The 25,374-nt window shown below is 25.4% G+C and carries 28 protein-coding genes; 25 read left to right on the top strand and 3 right to left on the bottom strand.

Annotated elements, in window-relative coordinates; genetic code table 11:
* The first annotated feature begins 1 nt into the window (after position 1).
* The 4 genes from rsgA to EGD97_RS12335 all read left to right on the top strand — a co-directional run bounded on the left by rsgA (position 2) and on the right by EGD97_RS12335 (position 2,403).
* A complete protein-coding gene (gene rsgA / locus EGD97_RS01760; protein WP_078681579.1) occupies positions 2-868 on the top strand; it encodes a ribosome small subunit-dependent GTPase A in 867 nt (288 codons plus the stop codon).
* Positions 865-1,515, top strand: coding sequence for a ribulose-phosphate 3-epimerase (rpe, locus tag EGD97_RS01755; protein WP_078681580.1), 651 nt, complete (start codon positions 865-867; stop codon positions 1,513-1,515). The genes rsgA and rpe overlap by 4 nt, the downstream gene beginning before the upstream one ends.
* A 2-nt stretch (positions 1,516-1,517) precedes the next feature.
* Positions 1,518-2,153: a thiamine diphosphokinase gene (locus EGD97_RS01750; RefSeq protein WP_078681581.1), complete on the top strand. Its 636-nt coding sequence runs from the start codon at positions 1,518-1,520 to the stop codon at positions 2,151-2,153.
* A gap of 85 nt (positions 2,154-2,238) precedes the next feature.
* Entirely contained in the window at positions 2,239-2,403 is a 165-nt protein-coding gene (locus tag EGD97_RS12335; RefSeq protein WP_164850139.1) for a hypothetical protein, read from the top strand.
* A 149-nt stretch (positions 2,404-2,552) separates the two neighbouring features.
* Here the strand turns inward: EGD97_RS12335 and rpmB are convergent, their stop codons facing one another.
* Positions 2,553-2,744, bottom strand: coding sequence for a 50S ribosomal protein L28 (gene rpmB, locus EGD97_RS01745; RefSeq protein ID WP_078681582.1), 192 nt, complete (start codon positions 2,742-2,744; stop codon positions 2,553-2,555).
* A gap of 266 nt (positions 2,745-3,010) precedes the next feature.
* On the opposite strand from rpmB, the gene EGD97_RS01740 reads away from it, so the two are divergent.
* The 6 genes from EGD97_RS01740 (at position 3,011) to EGD97_RS01715 (ending at position 8,887) form a co-directional block, all read left to right on the top strand.
* Complete coding sequence (locus EGD97_RS01740) at positions 3,011-3,361, top strand: Asp23/Gls24 family envelope stress response protein (RefSeq protein WP_078681583.1); 351 nt, start codon at positions 3,011-3,013, stop codon at positions 3,359-3,361.
* Positions 3,362-3,375: 14 nt separating this feature from the next.
* Entirely contained in the window at positions 3,376-5,022 is a 1,647-nt protein-coding gene (locus EGD97_RS01735; RefSeq protein ID WP_078681584.1) for a DAK2 domain-containing protein, read from the top strand.
* A 45-nt stretch (positions 5,023-5,067) separates the two neighbouring features.
* Complete coding sequence (gene recG / locus EGD97_RS01730) at positions 5,068-7,134, top strand: ATP-dependent DNA helicase RecG (protein WP_127836394.1); 2,067 nt, start codon at positions 5,068-5,070, stop codon at positions 7,132-7,134.
* A gap of 175 nt (positions 7,135-7,309) precedes the next feature.
* Entirely contained in the window at positions 7,310-7,867 is a 558-nt protein-coding gene (gene rsmD / locus EGD97_RS01725) for a 16S rRNA (guanine(966)-N(2))-methyltransferase RsmD (RefSeq protein WP_078681586.1), read from the top strand.
* Position 7,868: 1 nt separating this feature from the next.
* Positions 7,869-8,372, top strand: coding sequence for a pantetheine-phosphate adenylyltransferase (coaD, locus tag EGD97_RS01720; RefSeq protein WP_078681587.1), 504 nt, complete (start codon positions 7,869-7,871; stop codon positions 8,370-8,372).
* Positions 8,363-8,887, top strand: coding sequence for an ATP synthase subunit B family protein (locus EGD97_RS01715; RefSeq protein WP_078681588.1), 525 nt, complete (start codon positions 8,363-8,365; stop codon positions 8,885-8,887). Before coaD ends, EGD97_RS01715 begins: the two co-directional genes overlap by 10 nt.
* Here EGD97_RS01715 and ylbJ read toward each other — a convergent pair.
* Together ylbJ and EGD97_RS01705 are read right to left on the bottom strand one after the other, a co-directional pair.
* Positions 8,870-10,039: a sporulation integral membrane protein YlbJ gene (ylbJ, locus tag EGD97_RS01710; protein ID WP_078681589.1), complete on the bottom strand. Its 1,170-nt coding sequence runs from the start codon at positions 10,037-10,039 to the stop codon at positions 8,870-8,872. The genes EGD97_RS01715 and ylbJ overlap by 18 nt on opposite strands.
* A gap of 74 nt (positions 10,040-10,113) precedes the next feature.
* Complete coding sequence (locus tag EGD97_RS01705; RefSeq protein ID WP_078681590.1) at positions 10,114-11,331, bottom strand: nucleotidyltransferase; 1,218 nt, start codon at positions 11,329-11,331, stop codon at positions 10,114-10,116.
* 203 nt (positions 11,332-11,534) lie between these two features.
* On the opposite strand from EGD97_RS01705, the gene pta reads away from it, so the two are divergent.
* From pta to EGD97_RS01630, 15 genes are all read left to right on the top strand, one after another.
* Positions 11,535-12,539, top strand: a complete 1,005-nt coding sequence (pta, locus tag EGD97_RS01700; protein ID WP_127836393.1) for a phosphate acetyltransferase — start codon at positions 11,535-11,537, stop codon at positions 12,537-12,539.
* A gap of 13 nt (positions 12,540-12,552) precedes the next feature.
* The gene (locus EGD97_RS01695) at positions 12,553-13,749 is read left to right on the top strand and encodes an acetate kinase (RefSeq protein ID WP_078681592.1); all 1,197 of its coding nucleotides are present in this window, start codon (positions 12,553-12,555) and stop codon (positions 13,747-13,749) included.
* A 160-nt stretch (positions 13,750-13,909) separates the two neighbouring features.
* On the top strand, positions 13,910-14,410 hold the full coding sequence (locus EGD97_RS01690) for a YceD family protein (RefSeq protein ID WP_078681593.1): 501 nt from the start codon (positions 13,910-13,912) through the stop codon (positions 14,408-14,410).
* Between the two features lie 13 nt (positions 14,411-14,423).
* Positions 14,424-14,606, top strand: a complete 183-nt coding sequence (gene rpmF, locus EGD97_RS01685; protein WP_078681594.1) for a 50S ribosomal protein L32 — start codon at positions 14,424-14,426, stop codon at positions 14,604-14,606.
* Between the two features lie 72 nt (positions 14,607-14,678).
* Positions 14,679-15,695, top strand: coding sequence for a phosphate acyltransferase PlsX (gene plsX, locus EGD97_RS01680; protein ID WP_078681595.1), 1,017 nt, complete (start codon positions 14,679-14,681; stop codon positions 15,693-15,695).
* Between the two features lie 88 nt (positions 15,696-15,783).
* Positions 15,784-16,017, top strand: a complete 234-nt coding sequence (acpP, locus tag EGD97_RS01675; protein WP_078681596.1) for an acyl carrier protein — start codon at positions 15,784-15,786, stop codon at positions 16,015-16,017.
* Positions 16,018-16,136: 119 nt separating this feature from the next.
* The gene (rnc, locus tag EGD97_RS01670; protein WP_078681597.1) at positions 16,137-16,838 is read left to right on the top strand and encodes a ribonuclease III; all 702 of its coding nucleotides are present in this window, start codon (positions 16,137-16,139) and stop codon (positions 16,836-16,838) included.
* On the top strand, positions 16,831-17,910 hold the full coding sequence (locus tag EGD97_RS01665) for an elongator complex protein 3 (RefSeq protein WP_127836392.1): 1,080 nt from the start codon (positions 16,831-16,833) through the stop codon (positions 17,908-17,910). The genes rnc and EGD97_RS01665 overlap by 8 nt, the downstream gene beginning before the upstream one ends.
* A 61-nt stretch (positions 17,911-17,971) precedes the next feature.
* Positions 17,972-18,232, top strand: coding sequence for a stage V sporulation protein S (locus EGD97_RS01660; protein ID WP_078681599.1), 261 nt, complete (start codon positions 17,972-17,974; stop codon positions 18,230-18,232).
* A 276-nt stretch (positions 18,233-18,508) separates the two neighbouring features.
* On the top strand, positions 18,509-22,075 hold the full coding sequence (gene smc, locus EGD97_RS01655; protein ID WP_127836391.1) for a chromosome segregation protein SMC: 3,567 nt from the start codon (positions 18,509-18,511) through the stop codon (positions 22,073-22,075).
* Positions 22,076-22,107: 32 nt separating this feature from the next.
* Entirely contained in the window at positions 22,108-23,019 is a 912-nt protein-coding gene (gene ftsY / locus EGD97_RS01650; RefSeq protein WP_078681601.1) for a signal recognition particle-docking protein FtsY, read from the top strand.
* A 77-nt stretch (positions 23,020-23,096) separates the two neighbouring features.
* The gene (locus EGD97_RS01645; RefSeq protein ID WP_078681602.1) at positions 23,097-23,444 is read left to right on the top strand and encodes a putative DNA-binding protein; all 348 of its coding nucleotides are present in this window, start codon (positions 23,097-23,099) and stop codon (positions 23,442-23,444) included.
* A gap of 10 nt (positions 23,445-23,454) precedes the next feature.
* Positions 23,455-24,810 carry a signal recognition particle protein gene (gene ffh / locus EGD97_RS01640; RefSeq protein WP_078681603.1) on the top strand — a complete coding sequence of 452 codons (1,356 nt, stop codon included), beginning with the start codon at positions 23,455-23,457 and terminating at the stop codon, positions 24,808-24,810.
* 22 nt (positions 24,811-24,832) lie between these two features.
* Positions 24,833-25,090 (top strand): 30S ribosomal protein S16, encoded by a 258-nt coding sequence (rpsP, locus tag EGD97_RS01635; protein ID WP_078681604.1) that lies wholly within the window; start codon positions 24,833-24,835, stop codon positions 25,088-25,090.
* Between the two features lie 18 nt (positions 25,091-25,108).
* Entirely contained in the window at positions 25,109-25,336 is a 228-nt protein-coding gene (locus EGD97_RS01630) for a KH domain-containing protein (protein WP_078681605.1), read from the top strand.
* Positions 25,337-25,374 lie beyond the last annotated feature (38 nt).

Genomic DNA, 25,374 nt, shown 5'->3' with positions numbered 1-25,374 from the left:
TATGGAAGGAACTATAATAAAAGGAATAGCTGGATTTTATTATGTAAAATCGGGTAATAAAATTATTGAGTGTAAAGCAAGAGGAAAATTTAGATTTAATGAACTTACCCCTATAGTTGGTGATAAAGTAGAAATTGATATAATTAATAATAAAGGTATTATTAATAAAATATATCCTAGAAAAAGTGAATTGATTAGACCTTCAGTAGCTAATGTAACACAGGTTTTTGTAATTTTTACTTTTTTAAATCCTAAATTAAATTTAGAATTACTTAATAAATTTCTTATATTATGTGAATACAATAATTTAAAAGCAATAGTTTGTTTTAATAAAATTGATTTAATTGAAATTAATGAATTTCAAGATATAGTCAATATGATAAAAAAGGCAAAATATGAGGTTTTATTTTTAAATGCTAAGTTAGGATATGGTATAGATTTATTGAAAGATAAATTAAAAAATAACATAACCGTATTATGCGGACCTTCGGGTGTTGGTAAATCAACTATTTTAAATCAATTACTTAATAAAAATTTAATGGAAACTGGGGAAATTAGTGAAAAAATTGGGAGAGGTAAACATACTACAAGACATAGTGAATTAGTAGAAATTGAAGAAGGTTTTTTAGTTGACACTCCTGGATTTACTTCCTTAGAAATGAATTTTATGTCTGCTCAAGATTTACAATATTGTTTCCCAGATTTTAAACCTTTTTTAAGTTTATGTAAATTTAGAGGTTGTACTCATTACAAAGAACCTGAATGCGCAATTAAACAAAAGGTTGAAGAAGGTAAAATTGATGAGAATAGATATAAATTTTATATTAAAATGTTACAAGAATTGACGAATAGGAGGTATAAAAAATGATAAAAATTGCTCCTTCTATATTATCAGCTGATTTTGCTAATTTAGGAGAACAAGTTAAATTTTTACAAGAATGTGGTGCAGATTTAATTCATATAGATGTTATGGATGGAAATTTTGTACCTAATATTACAATTGGAGCCCCTATAATAAAAAGTTTACGTAAATACGCAGACATACCTTTTGATGTTCATCTTATGATAAATGAACCAAGCAGATTTATAGATGATTTTATAAAAGCAGGTGCTGATATAATTACAATACATTATGAAGCTGATAAACACATAGATAGAACAATAAACTATATTAAAAGCTTCGGTATAAAGGCAGGTATAGCATTAAATCCTGGAAGTCCAGTTTCGTTAATTAAAGATTTGATTAATATTGTTGATATTGTATTAATTATGACAGTAAATCCTGGATTTGGAGGGCAAAAATATATTAAATATTGTTCTAATAAGGTTAAAGAAACAAAAAAATTAATTGAAAATATAAATAACAATATATTAATAGAGGTAGATGGTGGAATTGATACTTATAATATATCAGAAGTAACAGAATGTGGAGCGGATATTATAGTAGCAGGATCAGCAGTATTTAAGAATAATAAAATAAAAGAAAATATTATAGATTTAAGAAGAGGACTTTAAGTATGAAAGCTGTTATAATATCTGGAGGGACACCTCCTTCAGAAAAACTTTTAAAAGATGAATTAGTTGGGAATTATGTTCTTATATGTGCTGATAGCGGTGCAAAATGTGCCTACGAGTATAAAATTATACCTGATTATATAATAGGAGATTTTGATTCAACAGATGATTATATATTGAAATTTTTTTTAAATAAGAAATCTATAATTGAAACCTATCCTATAGAAAAAGATTATACGGATACTGAACTTGCAGTTATTAAAGCTTTAGAACTTAAAGTTGATAAAATTGTTTTTTTAGGATGTACAGGTACTAGACTAGATCATACATTTGGAAATCTAGCTTTATTATATAAATGTTTAGATAATAATACTGAAGCATTTATTAAAGATAATAATAATATAATTACAATGGTAAATCACAGCGTTATAATAAAAGGACAAAAGGGCGATAAATTTTCTATTTTTGCATATAATAAACCAATTATAAATTTAAGCATTTTTGGTGCTAAGTACAGTTTAAATAAATATATTTTAAAAATAGGGGATAATGTTACTATATCTAATGAATTTGTAAATAATGAAGTCAAAATAGATTTTGAAAGTGGAAACTTAATTATAATGAAAAGTATAGATTAGGATGCATAAGCATCCTTTTTTGTTCACAAAAATACTTTAATATCATATAATAATAGTAAAGTATTAGTGGGTGAGGGATAACATTTTGTCTAGAAAACATAAATTGAGAGAAAATGTAGGATGGATAATAGTAGCTATTGGTATAGGAATGGTTATAACTTTTATAATACCTATTTGGGGATGGATTATAGCTGTAGGTGGAGGATTAATTTATATAGGATGGTATTTAATAGAAAACTCACATCATTAAAAAGGAGTTGATATATAATGAAAATAATTGCAATAAAATTGCCTAAGTTCATATCTGCAATTATAAAATTTTTCAAAAGAAAAAAAGTATAAAGATTTTAACATATATAAAAATAAAAATGCAATTGCTTAGCAACTGCATTTTTATTTTTATACAGCACGTTGTACCTTACCAGAACGTAAACATCTAGTGCAAACATGTATAGTAGCTGGAGTTCCATTAACTATAGCTTTAATCTTCTTTAAATTTGGCGCCCATTTTCTCTTAGATTTACGATTTGAATGGCTTGCTTGTAATCCAGATATAACACCTTTATTGCAAATCTCACATCTTCTTGACACGAAAAACACCTCCTTAGAAATTGTGAAGAAAAAGTCTTCTCAATCCAAACATTTATTATTTTATCATATAAGATATATTTTTTGCAAGGAAAATATAAAAATTTTTCAAGTAATAACTTTTGTAAAATTATATTTTTGTTTTTTAGCATAATTAAAAATTTATTTTATTGAATAAATTTATTATTTAATATAAAATAAAGATAATAAAATTGTTATCTTTAAATATTTATTAAACTGTTTATTTATTAATATGAGGAGGATTTATTATGATAGGTAATATTTTAAATAAAAATGGATATATTGATTATTCAGAAGAAGTAGTTGCAAATATAATAGGTGTTTCTACTATGGAATGTTATGGGGTTGTAGGAATGGCCTCAAAAAATGCTAAAGATGGATTATGGGAACTAATAAAAGGAGAAAATTTAAGTAAAGGTGTAAAAATTCATTCAAAAGAAAATGAAGTTTCTGTTGAATTATATATAGTTGTTGAGTATGGAACTAAAATTTCTGTAATTGCTAATAATATAATTCAAAATATAAAATATAATGTGGAAAATTATACTGGACTTAATGTTTCGAGCGTAACAGTTAATGTTCAAGGTGTAAGAGTTTAAGGGGGTACTTTTTAATGGAATACTTAAAAATTAACGGATTACAGTTTTATAATATGATGGTAAATGCATCTAATAGACTTGAAGAACAAAAGGATTTTGTAAATTCATTAAATGTATTCCCTGTTCCAGATGGAGATACTGGCACTAATATGTCTATGACATTTAAAAGTGCAATATCAGAAATTGAAAATATTAATAGTAATTCTATAGGAGAAGTAGCAAAAAAATTATCAAGAGGAGCATTAATGGGGGCAAGAGGCAATTCTGGAGTTATATTGTCTCAGATTTTTAGAGGAATGTCTAAAGCACTTGAGGATAAAGATGAAGTTGATGCCTTAGAATTTGCCAATAGTCTTTTAGAAGGCGCTAAATTAGCTTATAAAGCTGTAATGAGACCTACTGAAGGAACAATACTTACTATTATTAAAGCTGCGGGTGATGTTGCAGTAAAAAGTACTAATAATGATATAAGTATGCTTATGGAAGAAGTATGTTCTTATAGCGAATCAATTTTAAATAAAACTCCTGAAATGCTTCCTGTATTAAAAAAAGCTAAAGTGGTAGATGCCGGTGGAATGGGACTTTTAATAATATTAAAAGGTATGCATGAGGCTTTAAAGTATAATTTAAAAGCTAAAATGCCAATTAACTTAAATGACAATAATGTTTCATTTAATTCCATATCATATATAAATGAAGAATATATAAAATTTGGATATTGTACTGAATTTTTTGTATTAGGTAGAAATATAAATATTGAAGATTTTAAAAAAGATTTAGAACCATATGGAGATTCTATGATTGTAGTTGGAGTAGAAGATGCAGTAAAAGTGCACATTCATACTAATGACCCTGGAGTAATTATATCTAAAGCTATTAAACTAGGTGAACTTTCTAAAATAAAAATAGATAATATGAGAGAGCAGCATAGACATTTATTAAATGATGAATTTTCAATTACAAAAAAAGAAGATATTGTAAATTTAGATGAAGAAGAAAATAAAAAGGAATTTGGTTTTATATCTGTAGCTATGGGTGAAGGAATAAAGAATATATTTAAGGATTTAGGTGTTGACTATGTTATAGAAGGTGGTCAAACAATGAATCCTAGTACGCAAGATATTCTTGATTGCATAAAAAAGATTAATGCTAAAAATATTTTTATATTTCCAAATAATAAAAATATTATTATGGCAGCAGAACAAGCAGCAAAACTCACTGATAAAAATATTATTGTAATACCAACTAAAACTATTCCTCAAGGTATAACAAGTATTACTGTATTTGATTTTAATATGTCTTTAGAAGAAAATATTAAAGCTATGAGTGAAGCAATAAAGAAAGTATCTAGTGCACAAATAACTTACGCTGTAAGGGATACAGAAATAGATGGGAAAATGATACATAAAGGAGATATATTAGGTCTTATAGAAGGTAAAATTAATGAAGTAGGAAGAGATATTTATAAAGTTTGTGAAAACACAATTGACAATATGATAAAAGAAGATAGTGAATTAATTACTATTTTTTATGGTAAAGATACAAATGAAAATGAAGTGGAAAAAATTGTAACTTCGTTGCAAAAAAAATATCCTGAAAAAGATATACAAAGTTACAATGGCGAGCAGCCTTTGTATTATTTTATAATATCTGTTGAATAAAAAAGCCTTAAGGCTTTTTTATTTCTATGTTTGGAGTGTTTTATAATGGATGTATATAGTGATATAGAAATTATAAAAGGGATTGGTCCTAAAACTAAAAAAATATTAAACCAATGTGGAATTTATACAATAATGGATTTATTATTATATTTTCCAAGAGATTATGAAAAAATTTCAAAAAATGTATCTAATAATGTTAAATTAGGTCAAAAATCTATTTTTAATTGTACAGTAATAAAAATTGATAAAGATATAAAAACTAAGACTAATAAAATATTAACTACTGTTATTTTTAAATATGAAGACAATATTATAAAAGGAAGATGGTTTAATCAGCCATATATGAAAGATAAATTTATGCTATTAAAGCAATATACTATAGCAGGAAAAATAGAAATATTTAAAGGCGAGAAAATAATGTTAAATCCTATTATAGTAAACAAAACTTATATTAATAATGAAAATAAATCATTATGTAAAAATAAAGAAGAATATTTGCTTATCCCTATTTATTCTTTAAAGGAAGGATTAACGAATAAATTTATTATAAAAATTTTATCTGAAGTTTTAAGTAAAATATATATAGAAGAAAATATGCCTCAATGGTTTATAAAAAAATATAATTTAATGTCGCTAGATAAAGCTATAAAAAATATTCATAATCCACATAATATTGAAGATTTAAATGAAGCTAAAAAAAGATTGAAATTTCAAGAATTGTTTACTTATTCATTAAAAATACTTATGCTAAAAGATTTTATAAAAAGAAATAATCAAGGTATTTCTTTTAAAATTTCACCTGAATTAAAAATATTAAAAGAAACGTTACCTTTTAATTTAACTGCTGCTCAAAATAAAGTTATACGAGAAATATTAATTGATCAAAAAAAGAATAAAGCTATGAATAGATTGGTTCAAGGTGATGTAGGAAGTGGTAAAACAATTGTTGCTATAATCACTGTATTTAATGTAGTAAAAAATGGATATCAAGTTGCCGTTATGGCACCAACAGAAATTCTTGCAAATCAACATTATGAAGAATTTAACAATATATTAAAATCTTTTAACATAAATATAAAAATGTTAAGTGGGAGTATGTCCGAAAAACAAAAATTAGAAATAAAACAAGAACTTAAATTTGGTAAAATAGATATTTTAATAGGTACTCATGCATTATTAGAAGAAGATGTACAATTTAAAAACTTAGGTATGATTGTAACTGATGAACAGCATCGTTTTGGAGTAATGCAAAGGAATATTTTACTTAATAAAGGAAACAATGTAGATGTGCTTGTAATGACAGCTACACCTATACCTAGAACTTTAGCATTAACTCTTTATGGAGATCTTGATATATCGATTATAAACGAACTTCCACCAGGAAGACAAAAAATAGATACATATTATGTAGATTACAAAAATAAAGATAAAGTTTATAAATTTGCTATAGAAGAAGTAAAAAAAGGAAGACAAGTATATGTTGTATGTCCTCTTGTAGAAAATAATGATGAACTAGAATTAAATTCAGTTGAAACATTATATGAAGAATTAACTCAAAAATATTTTTCACCCAAAGAAGTTGCTTTTCTTTATGGTAAAATGCCTAATAAATTAAAAGACGAAATTATGCAAAAATTTAAATCTGGTAATATAAAAGTTTTAATTTCCACTACAGTTATAGAAGTAGGAATTAATGTACCTAATGCTACTGTTATGATAATAGAAAATGCAGAAAGATTTGGGCTTGCACAACTACATCAATTAAGAGGAAGGGTTGGTAGAGGGAAATTTAAATCTTATTGTATTTTAATAGCAAAAATTAATAATAAAATTGTAGAGAAAAGACTTAATATATTACAAAAAAGTAATGACGGTTTTTATATTGCAGAAGAAGATTTAAAGCTTAGAGGAAGTGGAGAGTTATTAGGATTTAAACAACATGGGGAAGATAATTTAATATTATCTGATTTAGTTGAAGATATAGATTTATTTAAAATTGCAAACATAGAAGCAAGAAGATTATTAAAGAGTAATGATAGTGAAGATATTAAAATAAAAGAAGAAATAATAAAAAAATTAGATAATACATCTAAATTTATTTGTTTTAACTAAATAAAATTAGATGTATTAAAAGGTATAAATTGTTGAAATATGAATTTAATATGTGAATTTTATAAAATAAAAAAAACACATATTAATTAAAAAGAGCATATTCCTTGAAAATTGGTGAATTATGTATTAATCTATGTATATAAATGTTATATTTTTACTAAAGAGGAGGATATAAATGAGAATTATATCAGGTATTGCAAAAGGTAGAAAACTATTATCTCCAGAAGGTATGGAAACAAGGCCTACTTTAGATAGAGTGAAAGAATCTATTTTTAATATTATTCAAAATAGAATTCCCGGAGCTATTGTTTTAGATGTATTTGCTGGAACAGGAAGCTTAGGATTAGAAGCGGCAAGCAGAGGAGCATCTCAATGCCATCTTGTTGATAAAAATTTTAACACATTTAAATTATTACAACAAAATGTAGAAAATTTAAAATTTAATGATATATGTAGATGTTATAATATTGATTCTTATAAAGCACTTAATGAATTTAGTGACAAGGGTATAATTTTTGATCTAATTTTTATAGATCCTCCATATTTAAAAAATATGATACCTCCAGCTATAGATATAATTTCCCAAAAATGTTTATTAGAAAGTAATGGTATTATAGTTACTAAAATTGATTCTTCAGAAAAGATATATGAAGGTAATGAAAAAATAATGCTTGTAGATAGCCGTAAATATGGTAATACAATTGTATGCCTTTATAAATATAGGGAGGACTAATATGAAGAGAGCTGTATATCCAGGAAGCTTTGATCCAATTACAAATGGTCATTTAGATATTATAAATAGAGCTTCAAAAGTATTTGATGAAGTTATTGTTGGAGTACTAATAAATCCTAGTAAAACAGGATTATTTAGCACAGAAGAAAGAGTAGATTTAATTAAAAAATCTATAATTGGATTAGAAAATGTTAGTGTGAAAAGTTTCAGTGGTCTTTTAATAAATTTCATGAAAGAAAATGAAGCTACTGTTATAGTTAAAGGATTAAGAGCTGTATCAGATTTTGAATATGAATTTCAAATGGCCCTTATGAATAATAAACTTGATCCTAAAATAGAAACAGTGTTCATGATGACAAACGCAAAATATTCATATTTAAGTTCTTCTTCTGTTAAACAAGTTGCTATGTTTGGAGGATGTATTAAGGATTTAGTACCTGATGTGATAATTAAGGATATAATGAGAAAAATAAATCAAAAGGGGGATAAGCTGTTATGGAAGTAATAAATTTGCTTGAGTATCTTCAAGAAATATTTGAAACATCTTCAAAAGTTCCAGTAATGGGTAAAATATTAGTAGATAAAAAAGAAGTTATGAGTATAGTAGATCAAATAATAAATTCTTTGCCAGATGAATTAAAAAAAGCTCAATGGGTTGTAGAAGAAAAAGAAAGAATATTAAGTGAAGCTATTGAAGAAGCATCAAATATGAAAAAAGAAAGTGCAGATATGCTAAAAAGACAAATAGAAAATCATGATATTACTAAAGAAGCAAAAATTAGAGCTGAAGAAATAATAGCTTCAGCTCAAAGAGATGCAAAGTCGATGAGATTAGGGGCACGTGATTATGCTGATAAAATACTTTGTGAATTAGAAAAAGAAATAAATGAAAAAGGACAAAGTATGATAATAAATATAAAGAAAGAAGTTGAAGAATTTATTCAGTCTTTAAGCAATGAAGTTACTACAGATTTAGATACAATAAGAGATAATATTAAAGAATTAAGAGGCATGAAATAATTTTTTTATTATACTTAATATAAAAGGTACTATAAGAAATATTATAAATAACATTAACATAATAACATGCTGATTAAAACTATATTTATTGCTGAAAACTTGCATAGATAAATTTAAAAATGGAATTTTATATAATACAGCAGCAATTGTTGAAGAAATAAGTCCTTGCATAAATTTTCTTAATATATATTTTTTCATAGATAAATTATACTTATAAGTGAATGAATATACTTGAGAAACTATGGAAAATCCACTGAAACCCAATAAAAAACTTATGATTATAATTTTAATATATATATCTGTTGACAATGAAGATATTAAATAACAGCCATTAGTCATTTCTATAATTCCTAACAATAATCCTTCAATTAAATTTTTATTTATTTGTAATATATTGGTTACATTTTTTATAGCAATATCAAAAAAGATATTGCTTTTAATTATATTTGTTATTACAGAAAAAATTATAACAAAGCCACCAACAGAAAAAGAAGTTTTTATTGCATTTTCAATATTACTTTTTATTATATCTCCTATATTTTTATTTGAAAAAGATAAATTTATATTTTGATTACGGCTTATATATGTATTATCAGCAGGAATTATAAAAGCCATTATAAAACATGATATGTAATTACATAAAAGAAGAAAATAACCTATATAAAAATTTTTAAGCATAGCAGTTCCGACAGAACCGATTATAAACAAAGGACTTGCATTGCTAGCTATATTTATTAGCCTTTGACAAGTTTTATAGTTTATTATACCTTTTTCATATAGATCACATGAATATTTAGCACCAAGAGGGTATCCGCAAAACATACTTATTACAATTGCAAATGTACATTCTATAGGTAATCTAAGAGGTTTGCATAAAAATTTCCCTAAAATTTTAGAATAAATAGTAACTCCATCACAATCAATCATAATTCCAGAAATAACTAAAAAAGGAAATAAAGATGGAAAAACTTTTGTAATAAAAAGATTGGCTCCAAGTAGTGCCGAATCTATACATAATTTTGGAGTTAATATAATTTGTATTATTGTTAATGAACATATTATAGTTATAAAAATATTTTTTTCAAAGTTTTTCAAAAGTTTATATACTAGTAGAGGTATTAAAAACATACAAAAATATAGCAATATTTTCAATTTATATTCTCCTTAATAAAATATTCTGTACTAGTATATTTTATTTTTTATATTTTAGAATATTACACATAGTTTTATACTTTTATTGGACTAATTATATAATCGCTATTATGATCAATATATTTATTTAAAATGCTATAAGATTTAGTGGATTGAATATCTAAAAGTAATATATCATCAGCATTCTTTGGGAGTTTTGTATATATTGGAATAGAAGATTTTTCTTTCATTTCTTTTAGTATTTTTATGCCAATTTCATTAAATCCAAGAATTCTAGCGTAAGGGCAAGGTGTAGTTCTTAATATTTTAGTATTAAATTTTTCAAATCCTATAAAATATTGACAAAGAATTCTGTTTATACGAGTATAAGTATATCTTTTAGTTTTTATATTTTCTATTAAATCATCAAAATTTTTAGCAGATTTTAAAGCTTTACTAATTCGATTATGTAATCCTTCAGAAACATCGGGGAGATTTTCTATTTCGTGTTCTGAATTAAAATGTTTATATTTTATAAAATCAAACATTAAATCTTCAAAAACAAATTGAACACCACTATTTTTATATAAATTTAACATATTAAAACTAGCATCAGGAATATGATTTTTTAATTCATTAAAATTATTATTGTTTTTTATGTACCGCCTTATAGAAGTAGCACTTGAAAAAATTTTGCTTAATTTAGTACTATTATATGAGCTACCTTCCCTTTTAATTGTGTATGGCTTTATATTGCTATTTAATTTAATAAGACTTTTACAGTATTCTATTGCTAGTATATTATTAGAAGAATTTAAAATTTCATGTAGATTATTTTCAAAATATATATTTTTATCCAAAATATAATTATATAAAGCTTTACTTCTAGCTGCTGGATATGTAAAACCTTTATTTAAATAATATTTAAGAGATTTTTTAAATGCTTCTGTCTCATTATTTAAAATATTAGAAATTTCAAGAATATAATCTATATTCCCTATTTCGCTTCCAAAACAAATACTATCAATTATATTTAAGCTATCTAAAAGACTTATTGCTCCAAATGCAAAAAACTCTGCAGATGATAAAGCATATAAAGCTGGAAGTTCTATCACTAAATCTATTCCACTTTCTAAAGCTGCTTTAGTTCTGCTCCACTTATCTACTAATGCTGGAATACCACGTTGTACATAATTTCCACTCATTATACAAACAATAGCATCTGAAGAAGTAATTTCTTTTGTTTTGTTTATATGATAAATGTGACCATTGTGCAAAGGATTATATTCTGCTATTATAGAAGTTATTTTCATATCTCTAAGTATACCTCCTTTTAAATAAAATAATATTTTATAATATATTTTATACATTAAATTTAATAAAATTCAAATATAAAATTAATATGATTATTATAATATGTGAAAAATATTTATATTTGGCTTGAAAAGTATATATTAAATGAGTTAATATAGTGTATGGTATATATGTATTGTAAATACTGAAGGGAGATATGATTATGGAACTAATGAAGAAGTTTTGGGAAAAAGCAAAGGCTGATGTTAAGAAAATTGTTCTTCCAGAAGGTGAAGAAGAAAGAAACATCATAGCTAGTGCTATTGTAAAAAAAGAAGGATTAGCAGAATTAATCTTATTAGGTAATGCTGAAAAAATAAAAAGTAAAGCAAAAGAGTTAAATGTAGATATTGAAGGAATACAAATTATTGATCCAGCATTTTCGCAAAAATTTTCTACATATACTAAGGAATTTTATGAATTAAGAAAAAATAAAGGTATTACAATGGAAAAATCCGAAAAAATGGTTAAAGATCCTATGTATTTTGGAACAATGATGGTAAAACTTGGAGATGCCGATGGATTGGTTTCAGGAGCAATTCATACAACAGGAGATTTGTTAAGACCAGGACTTCAAGTAATTAAAACTGCACCAGGTATAACAACAGTTTCAAGTTTTTTTGTAATGCTTGTTCCTGATTGTGAATATGGTTCTAATGGAATGTTCCTTTTTTCAGATTGTGCTGTAAATCCTAATCCTACAGCGGAACAATTAGCATCTATTGCTATTTCTACAGCAGAAACAGCTAAAAATTTATTTGATATGGATCCTAAGGTTGCAATGTTATCTTTTTCAACTAAAGGTAGTGCTGAACATGAGTTTGTTGATAAAGTTAGAAGAGCTACTGAAATAGCTAAAGAATTAAGACCTGATTTACAAATAGATGGAGAACTTCAATTAGATGCAGCTTTAGTTAAAAAAGTTGCTGCTCAAAAGGCTCCAGAAAGTTCTGTAGCAGGATTAGCAAATGTATTGATATTTCCTGATTTACAATCTGGAAATATTGGATATAAATTAGTTCAAAGACTTGCAAAAGCTGAAGCAATAGGACCTATATGTCAAGGATTTGCAAAACCAATTAATGATTTATCAAGAGGATGTAGTGCTGAAGATATAGTAAATGTTGTTGCAATAACTGCTGTTCAAGCACAAAATATTATTAAGTAGGGAGGACTTTAAATTGAATATACTTGTTGTAAATTGTGGAAGCTCATCATTAAAATATCAGCTTATTAATATGGATAATGAATCTGTATTAGCTAAAGGAGTTGTAGAAAGAATAGGAATAGAAGGCTCAGTTCTTACTCAAAAGGTAGAAGGAAGAGAAAAATATATTGTAAATAAGCCAATGCCTACACACAAAGAGGCAATTAAATTAGTTTTAGATGCTCTTGTAGATAGTAAAAATGGTGTAATCAAAGATATGTCAGAAATATCAGCTATAGGACATAGAGTACTTCATGGAGGAGAAAAATATGCAGATCCAGTTTTAATTACAGATGATGTGACTAAGGTAATTGAAGAATATATACCTCTTGGTCCTCTTCATAATCCAGCTAATTTAATGGGAATAAATGTATGCAAAGAACTAATGCCCAATACTCCCATGGTAGCGGTATTTGATACAGCTTTCCATCAAACTATACCTGATCATGCATATATATATCCATTACCATATGAATTATATACTAAATATAGAATAAGAAAATATGGATTTCATGGTACCTCACATAGATATGTATCTAAAGCAGCTGCTAAAATGTTAGATAAAAATATTGAAGATTTAAAAATAATAACTTGCCATTTAGGGAATGGTTCTAGTGTTGCTGCTGTAAAAAATGGTAAATGTATAGAAACAAGCATGGGATTTACTCCTCTTGAAGGATTAGCTATGGGTACAAGAAGTGGTAGTATTGATCCAGCTATAATTCCATTTCTTATGAAAGAATTAAATTATTCTACAGATGAAGTAGATAATCTTTTAAATAAAAAATCAGGAGTATTAGGAATTTCAGGAGTAAGTAGTGATTTTAGAGATATTGAAGATGCAGCAAATTCAGGGAATAAAAGAGCTAAATTAGCACTTGATGTTTTTAATTACAAAGTAAAACAATTTATAGGCTCTTATACTGCAGTTATGAATGGAGTAGATTGTATAGTATTTACAGCAGGACTTGGTGAAAATTCTCCTGAAACACGAGAAGCTATATGCGATAATTTAGATTATTTGGGAATTAAATTGGATAAATCAAAAAATAAAGTAAGAGGTAAAGCAGCAGATATAAGTGCTGAAGATTCAAAAGTAAAAATACTTGTTATACCTACTAATGAAGAATTAATGATTGCAAGAGATACAAAAGAAATAATAAGTAAATAAATATAAAATAATATAATTTTATTTAAATATTAACTTTAAATATATAAATAAAATTTAATAGTATAGAACTATATAACTATAAAACAAGTATAAAATTAAACTTGACTTTTAGTATAGTTGTTTATATAATAAATTGTGGCTAATGCATTGAGGTGATGCTATGATAATTAATATTTCAGAGTTAAATAAAAGAAAAGGCTCAAATAAAAAAGTGCATTTAGTTTATAATGAGGAAAGTTTTTATGATGAAGGAGAAAAAATAGAATTTTTAAAGCCTATTACTTTAAATTGTAATTTATCTTTTGCTGAAGATTTGATAAATTTAGATGGTAATTTTACAACAGAATTAAGATTAAATTGTTCTAGATGTTTATCTGATTTTAACAAAGATATAGATATCCCGATTCATGAAAGTTTTTCTACTAATCCAAATAATGAAGATGACGAAGTCATTTTTATTAATGGTGATACAATAGATATAACAAATATTATTAAAAATAATATTATTATGTCCTTGCCTATAAAAAAATTATGTAAAAATGATTGCAAGGGTTTATGTCAGCATTGCGGTACAAATTTTAATGTATCTTCTTGTAATTGTACAAAAGATGAGATTGATCCGCGGCTTTCTAAATTAAAAGATTTGTTTTCTGCTGATTAAGGAGGTGTTTACAGTGGGAAATCCTGCTAGAAGATTTTCTAAAGCTAGAAGAGACTCAAGAAGAGCACAAACATTTAAATTAAGTTTACCAGGAATTGTTGAATGTCCTCAATGTCATGAAATGAAGCTTGCTCATAGAGTATGCAAAAATTGTGGATATTATAAAGGGAAAGAAGTAATTTCTCTAGAAAAATAAAAAATAAGAGAAAGTCAAATGACTTTCTCTTATTTTTTAATAAAACTTTAAAAAGGAAGTGAGAGAGTTATTATGAAATTAGCAGTAGATGGTATGGGGGGAGATTTTGCTCCTGATGCTGTAGTTCAAGGTTGTGTTGATGCTGTACGTGAATTTGGAATAGATATTATTTTAACAGGACCTGAATATATATTAAAAGATAAATTAAAAAAATATGATTACCCTAAAGAAAAAATAAAACTATTAGATAGTAATGAAATTATAACTCCCAATGAAGAACCTTTAAAAGCATTGAAAAACAAAAAGGATTCAAGTCTAGTTAAGGCGTTAGAATTAGTTAAATTAAAAGAAGCGGATGCTATATTGTCGGCAGGAAGCACAGGAGCACTTATGGCTGGTGCATCTTTAATTGTTGGAAGAATAAAAGGCATAAAAAGAGTTGCATTAGCGCCGATTATGCCTGGGAAAAATGCACCTTTTATGATAATAGATGCAGGTGCCAATGTGGATTGTAAAGCTGTTTATCTTATACAATTTGCTCTTATGGGTAAAATATATTTTGAAAATATATTAAATATTAAAAATCCATCTATAGGTCTTGTAAATATAGGCACAGAAGAAGAAAAAGGTAATGAGCTTACCAAAAAAACGTATAATCTTCTCAAACAAACAAATTTTAATTTTATAGGTAATATAGAGCCAAGAGATATTCCTAATGGAAATGTAAATATAGTTGTATGTGATGGATTTATAGGGAATACTATATTAAAAACTTATGAAGGTGTTGCATTAAGCATTTTTAGCATGCTAAAAGATGAAATTATGTCTTCTTTAAGAAAAAAAATTGGAGGATTATTATTAAAACCTGTATTTGAAGATTTTAAGAAAAAATTTGATTATACAGAATATGGCGGCTCAGCTTTTTTAGGAGCTAATGGCATCGTTATTAAAGCACATGGAAGTTCTAATTCCAAAGCATTTAAAAATGCTATTAAACAATCTATAAATTTTTATGAAAACGACATAATAAATAAAATTAAATATGAACTAGAAAAATTAAATATAAATTTAGAAAATGAAGATTTATAAAATAAATTTTATTTTATAAATTATATTGACGCTTAATCTGTTATGTAATATTATCTTATTATAGTTTTATATTATAGGAGGTGAAAGTATGATATTTGATAAAGTAAGAGATATAGTATCAGAACAATTAGGAATAGATGCTGAAGAAATAACTATGGAATCATCTTTCGTAGATGATTTAGGAGCAGATTCTCTTGATATAGTAGAATTAATTATGGCGTTAGAAAGTGAATTTGATATGGAAATACCAGATGAAGACGCAGAAAAAATAAGCAGCGTTGGAGATGTTGTAGAGTACATAAAAGCTCATACAGAAGAATAATAATTTTAAAGTCCCGTATTAATACGGGACTTTAAAATTATTTATTTATGTGTTTATTCTTGAATATGTTTAAATTAAACAAATTGAAGAATAAACTTTCTATAAAAGGTGGTTTAGAAATGCAGAATATAAAATTCTTAGAAGAATTAGAAAATAAGTTAAAAATAAACTTTAATGATAAATCTTTATTGATAGAAGCATTAACTCATAGTTCAATAGTTAATGAAAATAAAGGTATTAAATATAATGAAAGATTAGAATTTTTAGGAGATTCAGTTCTTCAACTTTGTATATCGGAATATCTTTTTAAAAATTATATATATAAGTCTGAAGGTGAATTAACCAAAATAAGATCTCTTATTGTTTGCGAAAATTCTTTATATGAAGTAGCATTAAATTTAAATTTAGGTAAATATATATTAATGAGTAAAGGAGAAGAATTAACAGGCGGTCGCACAAGAGTATCTATATTAGCAGATTGTGTTGAAGCAGTTATAGCTGCTATATATATTGATAGAGGATTGTCAGTAGCAAATGAGTTTATTTTAATAAATTTTAAATCGATTATTGAAAAAGCTATTAATAATAAAATTATATTGGATTATAAAACAAAACTACAAGAGACTATTCAAAAAGAAAAAAATATTTCTATAAATTATAAATTAACTGGATACGAAGGACCGCCTCATAGAAGAAAATTTTTTATTCAAGTTTCAGTTAATAATGAAATTATTGGTAATGGATGTGGTTATAGCAAAAAAGAAGCTGAGCAAAAGGCCGCTGAAAAAGCATTAAAATATTTGGAGGAAGGCAATGACTAAAAATCATTTTATAATACCTATATTTGTTCCTCATGAAGGATGTCCTCATAATTGTGTTTTTTGTAATCAAAATAGTATTACAGGAAACAATGTTATTAAAGTTGATGCTGAATATGTAAAAAATATAGTTGAAGAATATTTAAAAACTATTCCTAAAAATAATAGGATATTAGAAATTTCATTTTTTGGAGGCACTTTTACTGCAATAGATATAAAAAAACAAATAGAATTATTAGAAGTTGCAAAATATTATAAAGATTTAGGTATTATTAATTTCATAAGATTATCTACTAGACCAGATTATATTAATATTGATATTCTCTCTAATTTGAAAAAATTTTCAGTAGATATTATTGAACTAGGAGTTCAATCGTTAGATATGGAAGTCTTAATTAAATCAGGTAGAGGACATAATCTCCAAGATGTTATAGAAGCATCAAATTTAATAAAAAAATTTGGGTTTACATTAGGTCATCAAATTATGATTGGATTACCTGGAGATAATTTTGATAAAGATATTAAAACTATAAAAAAACTTATAGAAATATCTCCAGATATATGTAGAATATATCCAGCACTTGTTATAAAAAATACCCCCATGGAATTAATGTATAATAAAGGTGAATATAAACCATATACATTGGAAGAAACAATATATATTACTAAGATATTATATGGAATGCTTATAGCTGCTGGAATAAATATTATTAGAATAGGACTTCAACCTACTAAAGAGATAAATATAGATGGGGATATTGTATCAGGACCGTTTCATCCTGCTTTTAGAGAATTAATAGAAGGAAGTATATTAAATGATATAATAAAGGAAAACATTATTTTATGTAGAGATAAAGAATTTATAATACATATTAATAGTAAAGATATATCTAAATTATATTGTAATAAAAAAATATTTTTTAACGACACAAAAAGACAATTTACAACCATAAATATTAAAGTTATTCAAAATAATCAACTAAATAGAGGAGAAATTATACTAGAATGCAAACAATTTTGCAAAAAAACGTCGATTTATGAATATGCATTACTAAAATATAAAGAAGGATTTTAAATTAATTTATAGAATATTAATTTATATAATTGTATTAATAGTATTATATGGAGGAATATTTATGGAAGTATTAAAAGTATCAGCTCAATCACAGCCTAAATCAGTAGCAGGAGCTTTGGCAGCTGTTTTAAGAGAAAACAATGCTGCAGAAGTTCAAGCGGTAGGAGCAGGAGCAGTTAATCAAGCAGTAAAAGCTATAGCAATAACAAGAGGTTTTGTAGCTCCTAATGGAATAGATTTAATTGTAGTACCTGCATTTTCAGAAATAACAATAGAAGGAGAAGAAAGGACTGCTATTAAGTTTATTGTAGAACCTAGGTAAAAAATTTAAAGGCCGTACTTATTTTTATAAGTACGGCTTTTTTATTTTTTAGATTGATATTTTTAAATATTTCTTATAAACTTATGTATAGAATTACTTTAGTAATATATAATTTAATAATAAAAAATGACAATATATATAAATAATAAGGGAGTGCGTATTTATGAACAAAAAACAACGTGAGAAATATACAAAAATAATTATATATGCAATTATTTTTATATTTATTATTGGACTACTTCCAATGTTTTTTATATAAAATAAAGGAGTGAATTTATGTTTTTAAAATCTATTGAGATTAGAGGATTTAAATCTTTCGCAGATAAAACTGAACTAATTTTTCCAAAAGGTATTACAGCAATTGTGGGCCCTAATGGTAGTGGTAAAAGTAATATTTCTGATGCTGTTAGATGGGTTCTTGGGGAACAAAGTGTAAAAAGCTTAAGAGGCGGTAAAATGGAAGATGTAATTTTTGCAGGGACACAATTTAGGAAACCAGTAGGACTCGCTCAAGTTTCTCTCTGTCTTGATAATAGTGATGGACAACTCCCAATAGATTATTCTGAAATAACAATTTCTAGAAGATTATATCGTTCAGGAGAAAGTGAGTATTATATAAATAATACTCTTTGCAGGTTAAAAGATATTCAAGAACTTTTTATGGATACAGGTATAGGAAAAGAAGGATATTCAATTATTGGCCAAGGTAAAATTGATGCTATATTAAGTGGGAAACCCGAAGAAAGAAGAAGTCTTTTAGAGGAAGCAGCAGGTATTGTAAAATTTAAAACAAGAAAAGAAGAAGCAGAAAAAAAGTTAGAAAATACTAATCAAAATTTAATAAGAATTACGGATATAATTAGCACTTATGAGGAAAGACTTGAACCACTTAAGATAGATAATGAAAAAGCTTTAACATTTTTAAAACTTTCAGAAGAACTTAAAGTAAAAGAATCAAATCTCTTAGTACATTTTATAGATGATGTTCAAAATAAGATAGTAGAAGTTAAAAATAATATAAATGAAATACAAAAATCAATAAATAATTTTATAGAAGATAAAAATAAATTTGAATTTAAAGAACAAAATTTAAATGAAAAATTAGAAAAATGCGATCAAAAGATTCAACAAAGCAAGCAAGAATATTATAACCAAAAGTCTAATTATCAAATTAAAGAATCTGAAAACCAACTTTTAAATGAAAAATTAAAAAATTTATATTCATTAATTGAAAAAAATTCTTTAGAAATTAGTAATATCAAAAATAAGATAAATTCTTTAAAAGAATCTGAAAACAATTTAGAAGATAATTTAAAACAATATAAAAATCAACAATTTTATTTAAAATCAGAAATTGAAATAACAGAAAAAGAAATAACACAAAAAGATAAATTGTTAAATAAATATAATGATAGTGTAAATGAACTAAAAAAAGCTGAATCTAATTTATTAAATCAAATTTCAGAAACTAAGAATGAACTAATGTTTTTACAAAATGATCAGCTTCAATTGGAGGATAAACTTAAAGAACTAAAAAATTCTTGTGAAAGTTTTATAAATTCTTTAAAAATAAATTCTAATACTCAGTCTGTAATTGAAGAAAATATTGATGATATAGACAAAAATATAAAAAAATATGAAGAGGAATTAAAAAAAAATAAACATGAAATTTTAAATATTAATAATTGTATATTAAAAGATGAAATGGAATTAAAAAAATTTAATGCAGATTTAAATAAATTTGAAGCAAGTTATCAAATATTAGCCAATTTGGATAATCAATATGAAGGCTATAATAAAGCTGTAAAAATGATAATGCAACATATAAAAAATGGTAAAATATCTGATTTAAAATCAAAATGCTTTGTTTTAGGAGAAATTATAAAAGTAAAAAAAGAATTAGAAACAGCAATTGAAATTTCTTTAGGTGGATCAGTTTCTGATATTATAACTAATGATGAAAATGTCGCAAAAAAATTGATTAATTATTTAAAATCAAATAATTTAGGAAGAGCTACATTTTTACCATTAAATATAATCAAAGGTAAAAAAATTTATGATACAGATAATTTAAAAAATATTAATGGATATATAGGAATTGCTAGTTCTTTAATTTCTTATGATGATAAATTTACAAATATTATTGAATATATATTGGGAAGAACCATAATAAGTTCAAATTTAGAAGCAGCTTTAGAAATAGCTAAAAAAATAAATTATAAATACAAGATAGTAACTCTTTCTGGAGATGTAATAAATCCAGGTGGAGCTTTAACGGGTGGTAGTTTAAACTATAAATCTAGCAATATACTTAGTAGAAAGAGAGAAATAAAAGAGTTAGAAATAAAAATAAATGATATTAATAAACATATTTCAGAGTTGAATTTAAAAATTGATAATAATAAAAAAATTATAAAAAAGTTAGACGAAGTATGTTTAAATATAAAAGATGAAATTTATAATCAAAATATTGAAAAAACAAAGAAAAAAGCTCAAATAGATTCTATTATTACTGAAAATAATAGATTAAGAAAAAATTTAGATGATTTTAAAAATGAAATAATAGTTATAAAAAATAAACATAATAATAATTATGAAAAAATATTAAATAAAGAGACTATACTGAAAGAAATTATTGATAAACAAAAGTTTCTTTCAAAGGAAATTAGCGAATTAGAAATGAATATAAAAAATTTAAGTAATGATATTTTTAAATTTAAAGATAAACACACGAATTTAAAAATAAAAAAAGCTCAAGTAGACGAAATTATTTTAAGTAAACTTTCTGAAAAAGAAAGATTAACTAAGGAAATAGATGAATTAAGTGAAAAAATTAAAAATTTATCTTTTGACAAATTAGAATCAGAAAAAAATATTAAAATATATAAACAAAATATTGAAGATAATAATAATAGTATGAAATTAATAAAAGATTCTTTAAATAAATTAGAAATTTTATTTAAAGAAAATGAAATAGAAAAAATAAAAATAAAAGAAAGTATTGAAATAAATACTACTGAATTAGAACGAATTAACCTTATTTTAAATAAAAAAGAAGAAAATATTCATAAATATGAACTTGCATTAGCTAAGTTAGAAACTGAAAAAAATACATTATATTATAAATTAAATGAAGAAATGTCTATGACATATGCTGAAGCACTTTCTTATAAAGAACCAATAGAAAATATAGAAGAATATAAAAAACATATTTCAAAAATAAAAAAAGAAATATCTTCTCTTGGTACTGTTAATGTAGGTGCAATTGAAGAATATAAGCAAATAAAAGAAAAATATAATTTTATGAATTCTCAAAAGGAAGATTTAATAAAAGCTAAGCAAGAACTTATACAGATGATTGATGAAATGACAGAAAAAATGAGAAATGTTTTTAGTGAAAATTTACAAATTCTTAGAAAGTTATTTAATGAAACATTTCAAGAATTGTTTAAAGGTGGAAGTTCAGATTTAATATTATCAGAAGGGGATGAGCTTACAGCTAATATTGAAATAAATGTGGAACCTCCAGGTAAAAAACTTCAAAATATTAATTTAATGTCGGGAGGAGAAAAAGTTCTTTCAGCTATAGCTCTTTTATTTGCTATTTTAAAAATGAAGCCAACTCCATTTTGTATTTTAGATGAAATTGAAGCAGCATTAGATGATGCTAATGTTAAAAGATATTCAGAATTTCTTAAAAAATTTTCTGATAATATCCAATTTATTGTTATAACTCATAGAAAAGGTACAATGGAGGTTAGTAATGTTTTATATGGTGTTACAATGGAAGAAAAAGGAGTTTCTAAAATAGTTTCTGTAGATCTTAATAAACAAGCTGTATAAATTAAAATAAAAAACAAAAGGAGAATAAATATATGTTTAATAATTTTTTTGAAAAATTAAAATCTGGTCTTAGTAAAACTAGAAATGAATTTACAGATAAAATAAATGATATGTTAAATTTATATGTAAATATAGATGACGAAATGTATGAAGAATTAGAAGAAATATTGATTTCTTCAGATATAGGAGTTGAGACTTCTTTAGAAATTATAGAAAGAGTAAAAGTTAAAATTAAAGAAAAGAAAATTAAAGATCCTAAAGAAGTAAAAGTATGTTTAAAGGAAGTTTTAAAGGAAATGTTGAATGGCGAAAGTAACTCTATAATAGGATCTAAATTGCCAATTGTAATTTTAACAATAGGAGTAAATGGTGTAGGGAAAACTACTTCAATAGGAAAAATTGCAGCAAAATTTAAAAATGATGGATATAAAGTTATTCTTGCAGCAGGAGATACATTTAGAGCAGCGGCAATTGACCAACTTGAAATTTGGAGTAATAGAGCAGGAGTAGATATAATAAAGCATAAAGAAGGTTCTGATCCTGCAGCAGTTATATATGATGCAATAGAAGCTTCAAAAGCCCGAAAAGCAGATATATTAATTTGTGATACTGCAGGTAGGCTTCATAATAAAAAAAATCTTATGGAAGAGCTTTCAAAAATAAATAGAGTAATTGATAAAGAGTTTAAAGAAGCGGCAAGAGAAACTTTATTGGTTTTAGATGCAACTACAGGTCAAAATGCTATTCAACAAGCTAAACAGTTTATGGACGTATGTCATGTTGATGGTATTGTTTTAACTAAACTTGATGGTACAGCTAAAGGTGGTGTAGTTATTTCAATAAAACATCAATTAAATATTCCTGTAAAATTAATAGGTGTAGGAGAAAATATTGAAGATCTTCAAGAATTTAAAGCAGATGAATTTATAGACGCGTTATTTTAAATTTAAGCTGTTAAGTAAAAATACTTGACAGCTTAAATTTCATCTGTTATTATTAATTATGTTTGCAAGGTGATTACATGGAGGAAAGAATTGAAATTTCTATTCTTTTAGATTTTTATGGAGAACTTTTAACTAATAAACAACGAGATATAATGTCTATGTATTTTAATGAAGATTTATCTCTTGCTGAAATAGCAGAAATAAATGGAATTAGCAGGCAGGCTATACATGATATAATAAAAAGGTGTAATAAACTTTTAATAGATTATGAAAAAAAGTTACAACTTAAATATGCTAATGACAAATTAAATACATATAAGAAATCTCTTATAAAAAAATTAGAATTTATAAAGCAAAATATTTGTAATGATGAAATTATAGATTACATAAATGAGTTGCAAAAGGATATAATTGAGAATATGTAGGAGGATTATTATGGCTTTTGAAGGGTTAACTTCTAAGCTTCAAGAAACTATTAAGAAGCTAAAAGGAAAAGGAAAACTTAATGAAAAAGATATAAAAGAAGCTATGAGGGAAGTTAAACTTGCACTCCTTGAAGCTGATGTCAATTATAAAGTAGTAAAAGATTTTATAAATAATGTGAGTGAAAAATGTCTTGGAAAAGAAGTATTAGAAAGTTTAACTCCTGGTCAGCAAGTTATAAAAATTGTTAATGATGAATTGACTTCTCTTATGGGAAGTTCTGAAAGTAGTATAAATTATTCAAATAATTCTATAACTGTAATTATGCTTGTAGGACTTCAAGGTGCAGGAAAGACTACTATGGCTGGGAAGTTAGCACTTCAACTAAGGAAAAAAAATAAAAAACCTTTATTGGTAGCGTGTGATATTTATAGGCCAGCTGCAATAAAACAGCTTCAAGTTGTAGGTAAGCAAATAGACGTTCCTGTATTTTCAATGGGAGATAAAGTTAACCCAGTAGATATAGCAAAAGGATCTATAGAATATGCAAAAAATAACAATTTGAATGTTGTAATAATAGATACAGCAGGAAGATTACACATAGATGAAGGATTAATGAAAGAACTTAAAACTATTAAAGAAAATGTCAAGCCAAATGAAATTCTTTTAGTAGTTGATTCTATGACAGGACAAGACGCGGTAAATGTATCTAAAAGTTTTAATGATCAATTAGATATAAGTGGAGTAATATTAACAAAATTAGATGGAGATACTAGGGGTGGTGCTGCACTTTCAATAAAAGCGATAAGTGGCAAACCAATTAAGTTTATAGGTGTAGGGGAAAAAATGAATGATTTAGAAGTATTTTATCCTGATAGGATGGCTTCTAGAATTTTAGGAATGGGAGATGTTTTATCTCTTATAGAAAAAGCTCAATCAGCTATAGACGAAAAACAAGCAAAAGAATTAGGTGCTAAAATGTTAAATCAAGATTTTAACTTAGATGATTATTTAGCACTTATGGATCAAATGAAAAAATTAGGCCCTTTAAATAAAATATTAGAAATGATACCAGGAGCAAATTCGAAAGAACTTCAAAATATAGATTTAAGTCAAGGAGAAAAAGAAATGAAAAGGCGTGAAGCCATAATTAAATCTATGACAAAAAAAGAAAGGATAAATCCTTCATTAGTGAATAATTCTCCATCTAGGAAAAAAAGAATTTCTCAAGGTTCTGGAACAACTATTCAAGAAATTAATAAATTTTTAAAAGAATTTGAAATGATGAAAAAAGTTATGAAACAAACAAAAAATATGCAAAAAGGATTTAAAAGAGGAATATTTGGGAAAATGCCATTTATGCATTAATATTTTTAAAGGAGGTGAAAAAATGGCTGTAAGAATAAGATTAAGAAGAATGGGTGCAAAAAAAGCTCCATTTTATAGAGTTGTTGTTGCTGATTCAAGATCTCCAAGAGATGGAAGATTTATCGAAGAAATAGGATACTATAATCCAACCACTGAGCCAGCTACTATAAAAATAGATGAAGAAAAGGCTAATAAGTGGATTAATAATGGTGCTCAACCATCAGATATAGTAAAAAAACTTTTCGACAGATCTGGAATAAGTGAAAAACTTTCAAAGTAAATACTGGGGGTGTAACCTATGAAAGAATTGGTTGAAATTATAGCTAAATCATTAGTTGATAACCCAGAAGCCGTTCAAGTTAATGAAATTTCAGGAGAGCAGTCCATAATACTTGAACTTAAAGTTGCACCAGAAGATATGGGAAAGATAATAGGTAAACAGGGAAGAATAGCAAAAGCTATCAGAACTGTTGTTAAAGCAGCAGCCATTAAAGAAAACAAGAGAGTTGTTGTAGAAATTATATAAGGGGTTAGGTACTGCCTAACTCTTATTTTATTTTTTTG

The sequence above is a fragment of the Clostridium prolinivorans genome (genome assembly GCF_004011155.1).
Classification (GTDB): Bacteria; Bacillota; Clostridia; order Clostridiales; family Clostridiaceae; genus Clostridium_AT; species Clostridium_AT prolinivorans.
This window is presented reverse-complemented; position numbering and strand designations above follow the sequence as displayed.

What these genes read in the sequence shown, in the direction of transcription:
- rsgA (WP_078681579.1), top strand. Translation starts at nt 2, where the DNA reads ATGGAAGGAACTATAATAAAAGGAATAGCTGGATTTTATTATGTAAAA.
- rpe (WP_078681580.1), top strand. Translation starts at nt 865, where the DNA reads ATGATAAAAATTGCTCCTTCTATATTATCAGCTGATTTTGCTAATTTA.
- EGD97_RS01750 (WP_078681581.1), top strand. Translation starts at nt 1,518, where the DNA reads ATGAAAGCTGTTATAATATCTGGAGGGACACCTCCTTCAGAAAAACTT.
- EGD97_RS01740 (WP_078681583.1), top strand. Translation starts at nt 3,011, where the DNA reads ATGATAGGTAATATTTTAAATAAAAATGGATATATTGATTATTCAGAA.
- EGD97_RS01735 (WP_078681584.1), top strand. Translation starts at nt 3,376, where the DNA reads ATGGAATACTTAAAAATTAACGGATTACAGTTTTATAATATGATGGTA.
- recG (WP_127836394.1), top strand. Translation starts at nt 5,068, where the DNA reads ATGGATGTATATAGTGATATAGAAATTATAAAAGGGATTGGTCCTAAA.
- rsmD (WP_078681586.1), top strand. Translation starts at nt 7,310, where the DNA reads ATGAGAATTATATCAGGTATTGCAAAAGGTAGAAAACTATTATCTCCA.
- coaD (WP_078681587.1), top strand. Translation starts at nt 7,869, where the DNA reads ATGAAGAGAGCTGTATATCCAGGAAGCTTTGATCCAATTACAAATGGT.
- EGD97_RS01715 (WP_078681588.1), top strand. Translation starts at nt 8,363, where the DNA reads ATGGAAGTAATAAATTTGCTTGAGTATCTTCAAGAAATATTTGAAACA.
- EGD97_RS01705 (WP_078681590.1), bottom strand. Translation starts at nt 11,331, where the DNA reads ATGAAAATAACTTCTATAATAGCAGAATATAATCCTTTGCACAATGGT.
- pta (WP_127836393.1), top strand. Translation starts at nt 11,535, where the DNA reads ATGGAACTAATGAAGAAGTTTTGGGAAAAAGCAAAGGCTGATGTTAAG.
- EGD97_RS01690 (WP_078681593.1), top strand. Translation starts at nt 13,910, where the DNA reads ATGATAATTAATATTTCAGAGTTAAATAAAAGAAAAGGCTCAAATAAA.
- plsX (WP_078681595.1), top strand. Translation starts at nt 14,679, where the DNA reads ATGAAATTAGCAGTAGATGGTATGGGGGGAGATTTTGCTCCTGATGCT.
- acpP (WP_078681596.1), top strand. Translation starts at nt 15,784, where the DNA reads ATGATATTTGATAAAGTAAGAGATATAGTATCAGAACAATTAGGAATA.
- rnc (WP_078681597.1), top strand. Translation starts at nt 16,137, where the DNA reads ATGCAGAATATAAAATTCTTAGAAGAATTAGAAAATAAGTTAAAAATA.
- EGD97_RS01665 (WP_127836392.1), top strand. Translation starts at nt 16,831, where the DNA reads ATGACTAAAAATCATTTTATAATACCTATATTTGTTCCTCATGAAGGA.
- EGD97_RS01660 (WP_078681599.1), top strand. Translation starts at nt 17,972, where the DNA reads ATGGAAGTATTAAAAGTATCAGCTCAATCACAGCCTAAATCAGTAGCA.
- smc (WP_127836391.1), top strand. Translation starts at nt 18,509, where the DNA reads ATGTTTTTAAAATCTATTGAGATTAGAGGATTTAAATCTTTCGCAGAT.
- ftsY (WP_078681601.1), top strand. Translation starts at nt 22,108, where the DNA reads ATGTTTAATAATTTTTTTGAAAAATTAAAATCTGGTCTTAGTAAAACT.
- EGD97_RS01645 (WP_078681602.1), top strand. Translation starts at nt 23,097, where the DNA reads ATGGAGGAAAGAATTGAAATTTCTATTCTTTTAGATTTTTATGGAGAA.
- ffh (WP_078681603.1), top strand. Translation starts at nt 23,455, where the DNA reads ATGGCTTTTGAAGGGTTAACTTCTAAGCTTCAAGAAACTATTAAGAAG.
- rpsP (WP_078681604.1), top strand. Translation starts at nt 24,833, where the DNA reads ATGGCTGTAAGAATAAGATTAAGAAGAATGGGTGCAAAAAAAGCTCCA.
- EGD97_RS01630 (WP_078681605.1), top strand. Translation starts at nt 25,109, where the DNA reads ATGAAAGAATTGGTTGAAATTATAGCTAAATCATTAGTTGATAACCCA.